This window comes from Gilliamella sp. wkB112 (assembly GCF_001690685.1).
GTDB classification, from domain to species: Bacteria; Pseudomonadota; Gammaproteobacteria; order Enterobacterales; family Orbaceae; genus Gilliamella; species Gilliamella apicola_J.
Window position 1 is genome coordinate 32578 of record NZ_LZGL01000003.1, and the last position, 11485, is coordinate 44062.

The following is an 11485-nucleotide window of genomic DNA, read 5'->3' on the forward strand; positions in this document are numbered from 1 at the left end:
TTAATCTCCTTTGGTTAGAGAAGATAAAAATTCGTTAAATTGTTTATTATCAGGATAAGAGCGTTGAGTACCTTTTTGAGTTACACTCGCAGCAGAATAAGCTGATGCTTTATTTAAAGCTTTGATGATGTTGCGATTCTTAATATATTCACTAGCAAAACAGCCAATAAATGCATCCCCTGCACCACTTGTATCTATAGCATTTACTTTTATAGGATCTATTTGATGGATTTCATTTTTTGTCATCCATATAGAACCTTGACTGCCTAAGGTGATGATCAAATTTTTTAATCCTTTATCCAAAAGTACTTTTCCTGCTTTATAGATAGCATCTTTACTGTTGACAGGCATATTTGTAAGTATTTCTAATTCTGTTTCGTTTGGAATAAAAAAATCACATTTACAAGCATATGAAATGTCTAAGTTTTTAATAGCTGGTGCAGGATTTAAAATTATTTCAATTTTATGTTGAACTGCAAAATCTATGGCGGCGTATACTGTTTGAATGGGGACTTCTAATTGTAATATTATTAAATTACATTGTGTTAAAGAATCTTTAGCATCAACAATATCTTGTGGAAGTAAGTAGTTATTTGCACCTTTAATTATTAAAATTCGATTTTGTGAATTTTTATCAACGAAGATTGGAGCAACACCACTGGACATATTTTTTATAATTTTAACATATTGAGTGTCAATTCCCATTTTATTAAAATTATTAATTGTATTTTGACCAAATAAATCATCGCCAACTTTAGTTAACATCATAACCTCAGAACCTAATTTTGCTGCAGCTACGGCTTGATTGGCGCCTTTACCGCCGCAACCTATTTCAAATTCTGGTGCTTCTAGCGTCTCTCCTTGTTTGGGCATTTGATCAATATAAGTTATTAAATCGACCATGTTTGAACCAATAACAGCTATTTTCATATTTATTTTCCTCCTATATTTTTTATTATTTTATGTTAAGATTTTAACAAAATTAACTATAATTTGTTATTATTGTGACGTATGTCGCGTTTATAAATTTTATCTTTTACTTTCATTAGGTTTTAACTATAATAATTTTAATTAATTATGTTTATAATTTGATGTTATATAAATAACATTTGGTACTGATAAAATAATTTGAGGAAAATGATTATGAATTATGCGAAATATATTGATCATACTTTGCTTGTTATGAATGCAACAAAAGAACAAATTCATAAATTGTGTGATGAAGCAAGAGAATATAATTTTTATTCAGTTTGTGTTAATTCCGGTTATGTTCCATTAGCAGCTGATTTATTAAAAGGTAGTAATGTAAAGGTTTGTTCAGTTGTTGGTTTTCCTTTAGGGGCAATGCTAACCTCGGTTAAAGTTTTTGAAACTGAAATGGCGATAAAATCCGGCGCACAAGAGATTGATATGGTAATTAACGTTGGCTGGTTAAAAAGTAATGCTTGGAAAGAAGTAAAAGAAGATATTGATGCGGTATTTAAAGCTTGCGGAAATGTGCCATTAAAAGTTATTTTAGAAACATGTTTATTATCTAAAGAAGAAATTGTAAAAATTTGTTTGATTTGTAAAGAAATAGGTGTAGCCTTTGTTAAAACTTCAACAGGTTTTAGTGTTTCAGGGGCAACGATTGAAGATGTTAAATTGATGCGTGAAACAGTAGGTGATAAAATTGGAGTAAAAGCATCTGGTGGTATTAGGGATCGTAGCACGGCTGAAAAGATGATACAAGCAGGAGCAACTCGATTAGGGGCAAGTGCTGGTATTGCTATAGTTTCTGGTAATTCAATATCATCAAGTAATTATTAATTTGTTCATAAACTGCTATAAATAGTTTATTGATGTTGATGGATAATATATGGTAACGCAACCACAAAAAAGAGTTGATGAGCTTACTAAAATTTTAAAAACTACGGATAAAATTCATTTAAAAGAGGCTGCAGAAATATTAGCAGTATCTGAAATGACTATTCGCAGAGATATTAACAGTCAACCAACATCATTAACTGTTTTAGGTGGTTATGTTGTCAGTGAAGTTCGCCATAATTTAACACAATATTTTGTTTCGGATCAGCAAGATAAGCAAGTTAAAGAAAAAAGTTATATAGCTAAACTTGCTGGTCAATTAGTTTGTGAAAATGATACTATTTTTTTTGATTGTGGTACTACAATGTCGTTCATTATCGATGCTATTGATAATGAAGTTACTTTTACCGCAATTTGTTATTCATTAAATGCATTTTTAGCATTACAAAATAAACCCAATTGTAAGATAATTTTATGTGGTGGACATTATCAACAAAATAATGCAATTTTCACAAATATTATTCAGCCTAATCAATTGGATTATATTTGTCCAAATAAAGCTTTTATTTCAGCTGCAGGTATTGATCTGACCCGAGGGGTCACTTGTTATCATTTTGAAGAACTGGCTATGAAATTACTAGCTATAAAAAAATCAAGCCATAATATTTTAATTGCAGATCATACTAAATTCAATCAAGTTAAACCTGCTTTCATTAATGATTTAGTATCTTTTAGTCAAATCATTACTGATAAAGAACCACCAAAAGATTTTATTAAATTTTTTGATAAAAATAATATAAGTTTATTATATTAATATGAAAAATATCACAATTTTAGGATCAACTGGGTCAATTGGTTGTAGTACATTAGCGGTTATTCGCCAAAATCCCAATTTGTTTAAAGTTATTGCCTTAGTGGGCGGCAACAATGTTACCAAAATGATGGCGCAATGCCTTGAGTTTGAACCTAAATATGTAGCTATGGCTAATAAACATGCCGCTATGCAACTTAAACATCAATTGGTTGATCTAAAATTGGATATTGAGGTTTTGGCTGGTGAGCAGGCTATTTGTGATTTAGCGCAGCTTGCTGAAGTCGATTATGTAATGGCGGCAATTGTTGGGGCTGCTGGTTTAAAACCTACACTGGCAGCAATTCATAAAGGTAAGCGTATTTTATTAGCAAATAAAGAATCACTAGTAACTTGTGGTCATTTATTTATGCAAGCGGTTAAACAGTATGGTGCGCAGTTGTTACCCGTTGATAGCGAACATAATGCTATTTTTCAAAGTTTGCCTTTTGCTGTGCAGCAAGATTTAGGTTTTGCTAACTTGGTTGATTATGGAATCTCTAAAATTGTTTTAACTGGATCTGGTGGACCATTTCGAGATGTGGATGTAAATAAGCTGACTTCTGTTACCCCGGAACAAGCTATCGCTCATCCTAATTGGTCAATGGGTAAAAAGATTTCGGTCGATTCCGCAACGATGATGAATAAAGGCCTTGAATATATAGAAGCGCGTTGGTTATTTAATGCCCGTCCTCAGGAAATGGAAATTATTATTCATCCACAGTCTATTATTCATTCCATGGTCCGTTACTTAGATGGTAGTGTGGTGGCGGAGCTTGGCGTTCCAGATATGTGTACGCCGATCGCTTATGCTATGTCTTATCCTGATCGCGTGCCATCAACGGTGCCACCATTAGATTTTAGCCAGATTTCAGCGTTAACCTTTAATGAGCCTGATTTTAATCGCTACCCATGCTTGAAATTAGCCATTGATGCCTCTAATCAAGGCCAAGCGGCGACTACTGTGCTCAATGCCGCTAATGAAGTTGCGGTTGAGGCATTTTTGCAAAATAAAATTGGTTTTATGGACATTGCTAAAAATGTAGCAACGGTTTTAAATAAACTTAACTTACCCGAACCATCAACTATTGATGATGTATTAGCTATTGATGAATGGGCAAGATCACAGAGCAGTGTTTTGTAATAATAATGTAATTTTATTAGTTAGGTAGTTGTTTATAAACGCGACAAGGACTTCCCAATGCTACAACATTATTAGGAATATCACGATCAACAATACTACCAGCCGCAATCACCGAATTATCACCAATTGTTACTCCTGGAAGTACTATCACATTGCCCCCAATCCAAACACTATTACCGATGGTAATTGGTTTTGCAAACTCAAGGCCGCTATTACGAATCCCGCTCTCAAGAGGATGCCCTGAGGTATAAAAACCACAATTGGGTGCAACAAGCACATTATCACCAAATGAAATTCGAGCTGCATCTAACATGATGCAGTTAAAGTTAGCAAAAAAATTCTCACCAATTTCAATGTTATAGCCATAATCGCATTGAAAGCCAGACATAATGGTAAATTGCTGTGCTGTTTTACCCAATAAGGTCTCAAACAATTGCTTACGTTTATCAACCTCTAATGGTGATAGTTGATTTAGTTGAAAACAAAGGTCTTGAGCATAAAGACGTTCATTGGCTAGTGAAATATCTGCACAAGGATCATAAAGAAGACCCGCTAACATTTTCTCTTTTTCTATCATAATATTAACTTACCTGCTTAGCTGATAAAGTTGGATTATCACTAATAAAAGATTGTAAAAAAGCACTATCAGGTAACGCGGTTAATGCCCCTTTTTTAGTTGTGGCTAAAGCTCCACATGCACTAGCAATGGTCATCATACTTTCTAACATTAGCTTATCCTCAGGCATGCCTGAGGAAGCAATACTACTTAATAAACCAGCAACAAATGCATCGCCAGCACCAGTGGTATCAACGCTATTTACGTGATAAGCGTCAAAAGAGAAAAATTTATCCTGCCATAATACTATACTGCCTTCACTACCTTTGGTTACTAGTTTTAATGGTGCTTGATAATGTTGTTGTAGTTTTTGTAATGCTTTATCCCAATCATTACATTCGGTTAACCAAAAAAGCTCATCGTCCGAAAGTTTCAATATGTCGGCATCATGGCAAAATTGATTAATTATAATGCGCATTTCATTTTTATCGGCCCACATCTGTTCACGCAAATTGACATCAAAACTAATTAATCCATTTTTTGCGGTAAGCTTTTCTATTGCTGCCTTTAATGTTTGCCTACATGTTTTACCAACTAAGGCTAAAGAACAAAAATGTATAATATCTTGGTTAAAATTGGGAATGGCTTGTTCTGATAAAAATTGATCAGCTGATGGAGAAACCAGAAAGGTAAAACTACGTTCACCATTATCACCTAAATCAACTACTACAGTGCTGGTTCTGTGGTTATCATCTTTTTCAAGACTTTGGCAATCAACATGGTATTCGTTAAAAGTTGTTTCCATAAAATGGCCAAAAGGATCATTACCAACTCGACCAATAAAAGCTGAAGGTAGCCCTAATTTTGCTACTCCAATAGCAACATTAGCTGGTGCACCGCCCGCACAAGCCTGATAATTCATATTACCAAAAGGTAATAAATCAATAACTGCATCTCCAAGAGACCAAACTTTAGTATTATTCATTTTGTTACTCTTTTTTTATTAATGATAGTTATACATGGTTTAACGCAAATAACTGTATAAATTTGAATTGTAAAAAAATATATTATTAGTTTATTGCTAACAATTAATAAACAATAGTTACATTTTATTATCTATAGACTAATTTAATTCTAAAAAAAATCATTGTTAACGTTAAAAATGTGTGACAGTCATCACATATTTTACCTTTTATTTCACTTAAAGTTAACGTTAACAAATTTATTTAAGGTAGTATATGATTTATTAATTTGATAAGGAATAAAAAAAGGGGTTTTTATGTCTACTGCTATTAATAAAGCTAATCAAGCTGTTAAAAATTTAGAAAAACAAATGAACAAACAATATTATCCTCATTTTCATATATCACCCCTTGCGGGTTGGATGAATGATCCTAATGGATTGATCTATTTTAAAGGTCAATATCATGCTTTTTTCCAACATCATCCTTATGATGAAAATTGGGGACCAATGCACTGGGGGCATGTCGTTAGTGATGATTTAGTGACATGGCGAAGGTTACCTATTGCTATTGCACCAGGTGATGAGTTTGATAAGAGTGGTTGTTTTTCTGGTTCTGCAGTAGATAATAATGGTGAATTATGTTTAATTTATACTGGCCATATTTGGTTATCTGGTAGCGGTAATGAAGAAAAAATTCGTCAAACTCAATGTCTGGCAACCAGTAAAGATGGTATTCATTTTGAAAAACACGGTACTATCGTTGCGCCAAAAGAAGGTATTATGCATTTTCGTGATCCTAAAGTATGGCAACAAGATGGTAAATGGTGGATGGTAGTTGGACAACGTGATTTACAAGATGTTGGTCAAATTTTACTTTATTATTCAAACGATCTTAAAAGCTGGACATTGGATCAGGTATTGGTTAGTGATATCGATCCAAATGTGTATATGCTTGAATGTCCGGATTTTTTCCCTCTTGGTGATAAATGGATCTTGATGTTTTCCCCGCAAGGTATGCAAGCCAAAGGTTATAAATACCGAAATCGTTTTCAATCTGGTTATATTGTTGGTAATTGGCAACCAGGACAACAATTTTCAATTATTAAACCTTTCCAAGAAATGGATTTTGGTCATGATTTTTATGCACCACAATCATTTCTTGCTGCAGATGGTCGCCGTATTATTTTTGCTTGGATGGATATATGGGAATCAATCATGCCAAGTAAGCTAGATAAATGGATGGGAGCTTTTACGTTGCCGCGAGAATTGATTTTGGATAGTAATAATAACGTTCGTAATCGTCCAGTGAAAGAACTTGAAGCATTGCGTGAAAAACCAAAATCATTAAGTGATATAAAACTTAATAATGAACTATTAAATACTGATATTGAATCTATTAGTTGTGAACTTAACGCTGAGTTTGATTTGAAGCAAAGCACTGCTGAGCGTTTTGGTTTACAGTTAGCTGCGACTAAAGATGGTAAACAAGCGACGTTCCTTTATGTAGATTTACAGTCAAAACGTATTGTACTTGACCGTAGTCTTTCTGGCATTTCATTAAAAGGCTATCGCAGCGTTCCATTGCCAAAAACTAAAAAATTATCATTACATGTTTATGTTGATGCTTCCTCGGTTGAAGTGTTTGTTAATGGTGATTTGTATAGTTTTTCAAGTCGTATTTATCCAAAATTGCCAGCAAAACGTATGGTTAATCTATTTGCGGAAAATGGTACCGCTAAAATTACCAAATTAGAAAGTTGGCAATTAAAATCAATCTATGAATAGTTTGACATTTTACCTCATCATCTTGTGGTGGTGAGGTTATTACAATACAGTTTATAATGATTTTCTTGGTAAATAAGGTGATGCTACATAGTTGATTTCTTTTTTATTTTTGCTATTGATAATATGTAACGCTGCTTGTTCACCTATTTCATAATGTGGTAATTGTACTGTAGTAAGAGGGGGATAAAAGAGTTCACCAGTCCCGACCATGTTATCATAACCTAAAACAGCTACATCATTTGGAATATGATATCCTTTTCCAAGTAAAAATTGATAGGCGACAAAAGCTATACGATCGTTACCACAAATTAACACATCAAAATCTAGTTTTTTAGCACAATGTTGCTTTAATATTTGGGTTGTCATCATATATTCCTGTGCCAGATTATCCGGTGAAGAAGATGTGTGATAACTAATTAGCTCGTTAACCTTTCTTCCGGCATCTATCCATGCTTGTTCGGCAGCTTTGCGACGCGTTTTACCAGCTAATGTTTTTTCTGATAAAAATATGCATAATGGTTTTTTATAGCCTTTATTTATCACTTGTTGCATGGCTTGATATTGCCCTAAATAATCATCGGGTATATAGCATGCAAGTTGTTCTGAATCACTAATACAATTAGCTAAAACCAGATTTTTGCCAAGTAATTTTTCTGGAAGTTCAACTTTACGAAGTCCCATCGTGGTATAGATAATGCCATCTGGCCGATAAGATAGTAATGTATTAATTGCGTGATCAGGTTGTTTATCATCAAATAAATTCACTATAAATGTGTTCCAACCATATTTTTGCGCTGTTTTTTCGATAGCTTGTAGCAATTCAACAGAAAATGGTGTCATAGCCGTTTCTAATGCCAGAACACCAATTGCACGAGGTCCGGAACTGTCTCCTCGTATTTTCCGGGCAGACAAGTCTGGCACGTAATTGAGTTGTTCAATAGCTTGTTTTACGCGCGTAAAAGTTTCTTTATTTAATTTTTCAGGATTATTGATAGCACGAGAAACTGTCATCAAAGAAACTGATGCTAGCTTCGCGACATCCTTTAATGAAGCCATAAATTAAGTCCTTTTTTATCAGCATTAGTAAAAAAATCAATCGGTGCATATTAACCTTATGTAATAATACTACAATTATAAATGATAAAAAGTGTGATGAAAGTAACATTTATGAAATTTGTTTGTATCTATTTCATATCAAATATGCCAATAATGTTAACATTAACATGTTAACGTTAAACTTAACTAATATAAGAGTGATAAATATGAATATGATACAAAATAGAAATTATTGGTTCTCATCAGGTTATCTTATTACCTTTTATGCATCTTGGTCTCTTTGGTGGTCTTTTTATGCTATTTGGTTAAAAAGTAAAATTGGTTTATCGGGTGAAGACCTTGCAATTGTTTATTCAGCCAATTCTGCAGCGGCGATGTTCTTTATGATCTTTTATGGTGTCATTCAAGATAAATTGCAAATAGGTAAAGCGGTGGTTACTTTTCAAAGTGTTATTATGATAATGATTGGTCCGTTTTTAATCTATGTGTATGAACCGTTATTGAGAAATAATTTTATTGTAGGTGTGTGTATCGGTGCACCAGTTTTAAGTGCTGGTTTTATCTCTGGATGTGCATTGGTTGACTCTTTCATTGAACGAATTAGTCGATTGTTTGGCTTTGAATTTGGTCCAGCTCGATTTTGGGGATCATTTGGTTATGCCGCGGCAACTTTTGTTGCGGGTATCTTATTTGGTATTGATCCTCATATTAACTTTTGGATGGCATCGGCTGTTGCTGCAATCTTTTTTGCTATTAATATTTTATTTAAGCCAAAACATTACTCAGCATCATCAACCGAAAATACCAGTGAAGTAGTTGTTGAGAAAATCACTACAATTCCAACTATGAATGAAATCTTTTCTTTATTTAGCATGAAAAAGTTTTGGTTATTTGTCTTTTTTATAATCGGCACTAACAGTTTTTATACTATTTATGATCAGCAACTATTTCCAAATTTTTATACTAGCTTTTTTATAACACCTGAAGATGGCTACAGAATATATGGTTATTTGAATTCGTTCCAAGTCTTTTTAGAAGCGACTTGTATGATTTTGGCGCCTTTCTTTATTAATAAAGTTGGTGCTAAAAAATCATTATTAGTTGCCGCATTAGTAATGATTTGTCGGATCTCGTTATCAGCAACATTGGATAATGTTTATTTGATTTCGGTTGTTAAGCTTTTCCATGCCATTGAAACACCATTATTCATTTTGGCTGTATTTAAATATGCTGTAAGCAATTTTGATGAAAGGTTATCTTCTACATTATATTTAGTCGGATTTAATATTTCGTCAAATGTGGGTGTTATTGTGTTGTCATGGTTGGTGGGTAAATTATTTGATAATACAGGCTATTCAACAACATTTTATGTATTGGCAAGTATTGTGCTATTTATTTTGGTGGTTGCTATATTTACTTTAAGTGATGATAAAAAAGCTAAGTAGCAATAATTTTAAACAGTGTGATATTGAATAAAAATGGAAACAAAATGTTTCCATTTTGCTTTTTAATCCATAATAAATTAATACAAAACTTGCTTCCTGAATAAGTTTGCGAAACAATATTAACAATATTGGTTAATATTTATAGGAACTTGTTGTGAATGTAATAAAAACGGTTGTTAAATCAGAAATGTTATGGCAAACGATTCGACAAGAAGCGACTGAACTTGTTGAAAGTGAACCTATGTTAGCAAGTTATTTTCATGCAACATTATTAAATCATGATAATTTAGATAGTGCTTTAAGTTATATTTTAGCTAATAAACTTGCTACACAAGTTATGCCGGCAATTGAGATTCGTGAAATTGCATGGCAAGCTTACCAAGCAGATCAAAGTATTATTCAATCAGCTATTACTGATATTATTGCGGTTTATGTTCGTGATCCTGCGACTAATTATTATTCGACGCCGTTGCTTTATTATAAAGGTTATTTATCGTTGCAAGCTTATCGTATTGCGCATTGGCTTTGGAAGCAGAATCGTAAATCGTTAGCTATATTTTTACAAAGTCAAATTGCAATTGTATTTGGAGTTGATATTCACCCGGCAGCTCAAATTGGATCTGGAGTTATGTTTGATCATGCTACTGGTATTGTAATTGGGGAAACTACAGTGGTTGAAAATGATGTTTCTATCTTGCAATCAGTCACTTTAGGTGGAACAGGTAAAGAAAATGGTGATCGCCATCCTAAAATACGTGAAGGCGTTATGATTGGTGCTCATTCTACTATTTTAGGCAATATTGAAATTGGTAGAGGTGCTAAAATTGGTGCCGGTTCAGTAGTATTAGAATCTGTTCCAAAACATACTACAGTTGCCGGGGTACCAGCTAAAATAGTTGGTAATCCAAATTGTGAAAAACCTGCTTTAAATATGGATCAAGATATTTAACAAAAATCTTTCTTGAAAAAATGACCGTCGAAATTATCGACGGCATTATTTGATTAAAAAATTATCTATTAGAAGTGACATTAACATCCATGGTTGGGTATGGAATATTAATACCATTTTCAGTTAACCTATTTTTAATATTTTCAAGTAATTCACCTTTTACCGAACCATAGTTATCATTTAACGTCCACACTAATACATTAAAATTCATCGATGAAGCATCTAACATATCTAAGCGAATAGTTGGTTCTTTATTGGTTAAAATATTATGAGTGTCATTCACTGCTTTTTTTAAAACTTGATAAACTTTCTGAATATCGGAATCATAACCAACATTAATCACTAAATCTAAACGTCTTTCTGGTAGCCGAGTATAGTTGATGATATTGGCATTTACTACTTGACCATTGGGAATAACTACAATTTCATTCGTGGGGGTAATAATGGTAGTTGAAAAAATTTGTATAGAATCAATAATTCCTTGTTGATTATTAATGATCACCGTTTCCCCTACTCTAAAAGGGCGAAATATGATTAAAATAACTCCCGCGGCAAAATTTGATAAAGATCCTTGTAATGCTAAACCAACGGCTAAACCTGCTGCCCCAATTACGGCAACAATAGATGCTGTTTGTACCCCAAGTTGACCAAGAACAGCAACCAAAGTAATGATAATAATGGCGTAATAAGCTAAAGTACTAACAAACTTAACCACTGTTGGATCGACTTTGCGGATGGTTAATACCCGTTTCAGTTGTTTACTAATGAATCTGGCTATGGTTCTGCCAAGAAAAAAAATAATAATAGCAAAACAAAAGTGAGCAATATAGCGAAACACAACACCGTCATATTTATAAATAAATAAAAGTAAGTGATCAAAAATATCTTCAAGACTCATTTTATTATCCTCGGTAATTGGTAACAGAAAAT

At 33.1% G+C, this 11485-nt stretch carries 11 protein-coding genes; 6 read left to right on the top strand and 5 right to left on the bottom strand.

The annotated features are described in order from the left end of the window. A complete protein-coding gene (gene rbsK, locus A9G12_RS00285) occupies nt 1-930 on the bottom strand; it encodes a ribokinase (RefSeq protein WP_065563897.1) in 930 nt (309 codons plus the stop codon). 207 nt (nt 931-1137) lie between these two features. Between rbsK and deoC the strand changes: the two genes are divergently transcribed. From deoC to ispC, 3 genes are read left to right on the top strand one after another with little or no spacing between them, the layout of a single operon-like run. Then, nucleotides 1138-1809: a deoxyribose-phosphate aldolase gene (gene deoC, locus A9G12_RS00290; RefSeq protein WP_065563898.1), complete on the top strand. Its 672-nt coding sequence runs from the start codon at nt 1138-1140 to the stop codon at nt 1807-1809. Nucleotides 1810-1858: 49 nt separating this feature from the next. Continuing rightward, entirely contained in the window at nt 1859-2620 is a 762-nt protein-coding gene (deoR, locus tag A9G12_RS00295) for a DNA-binding transcriptional repressor DeoR (protein ID WP_065563899.1), read from the top strand. Nucleotide 2621: 1 nt separating this feature from the next. Then, entirely contained in the window at nt 2622-3800 is a 1179-nt protein-coding gene (gene ispC, locus A9G12_RS00300; RefSeq protein WP_065563900.1) for a 1-deoxy-D-xylulose-5-phosphate reductoisomerase, read from the top strand. A 16-nt stretch (nt 3801-3816) separates the two neighbouring features. Here ispC and A9G12_RS00305 read toward each other — a convergent pair whose 3' ends face one another. Both A9G12_RS00305 and A9G12_RS00310 read right to left on the bottom strand, forming a co-directional pair. Further along, complete coding sequence (locus tag A9G12_RS00305) at nt 3817-4377, bottom strand: sugar O-acetyltransferase (RefSeq protein WP_065563901.1); 561 nt, start codon at nt 4375-4377, stop codon at nt 3817-3819. Nucleotides 4378-4381: 4 nt separating this feature from the next. Beyond that, nucleotides 4382-5341, bottom strand: coding sequence for an aminoimidazole riboside kinase (locus A9G12_RS00310; RefSeq protein WP_065563902.1), 960 nt, complete (start codon nt 5339-5341; stop codon nt 4382-4384). Nucleotides 5342-5635: 294 nt separating this feature from the next. Here A9G12_RS00310 and A9G12_RS00315 point away from each other — a divergent pair, with 294 nt between their 5' ends. Then, nucleotides 5636-7105, top strand: coding sequence for a glycoside hydrolase family 32 protein (locus A9G12_RS00315; protein ID WP_065563903.1), 1470 nt, complete (start codon nt 5636-5638; stop codon nt 7103-7105). A gap of 51 nt (nt 7106-7156) precedes the next feature. On the opposite strand, the gene A9G12_RS00320 is transcribed toward A9G12_RS00315, so the two are convergent. Next, the gene (locus tag A9G12_RS00320) at nt 7157-8161 is read right to left on the bottom strand and encodes a LacI family DNA-binding transcriptional regulator (RefSeq protein ID WP_065563904.1); all 1005 of its coding nucleotides are present in this window, start codon (nt 8159-8161) and stop codon (nt 7157-7159) included. 206 nt (nt 8162-8367) lie between these two features. Between A9G12_RS00320 and A9G12_RS00325 the strand changes: the two genes are divergently transcribed. Beyond that, complete coding sequence (locus A9G12_RS00325) at nt 8368-9606, top strand: oligosaccharide MFS transporter (RefSeq protein ID WP_065563905.1); 1239 nt, start codon at nt 8368-8370, stop codon at nt 9604-9606. Nucleotides 9607-9793: 187 nt separating this feature from the next. Beyond that, on the top strand, nt 9794-10555 hold the full coding sequence (gene cysE / locus A9G12_RS00330) for a serine O-acetyltransferase (RefSeq protein WP_065564030.1): 762 nt from the start codon (nt 9794-9796) through the stop codon (nt 10553-10555). Nucleotides 10556-10616: 61 nt separating this feature from the next. Here the strand turns inward: cysE and A9G12_RS00335 are convergent, their stop codons facing one another. Beyond that, nucleotides 10617-11453, bottom strand: coding sequence for a mechanosensitive ion channel domain-containing protein (locus tag A9G12_RS00335; protein ID WP_065563906.1), 837 nt, complete (start codon nt 11451-11453; stop codon nt 10617-10619). Nucleotides 11454-11485 lie beyond the last annotated feature (32 nt).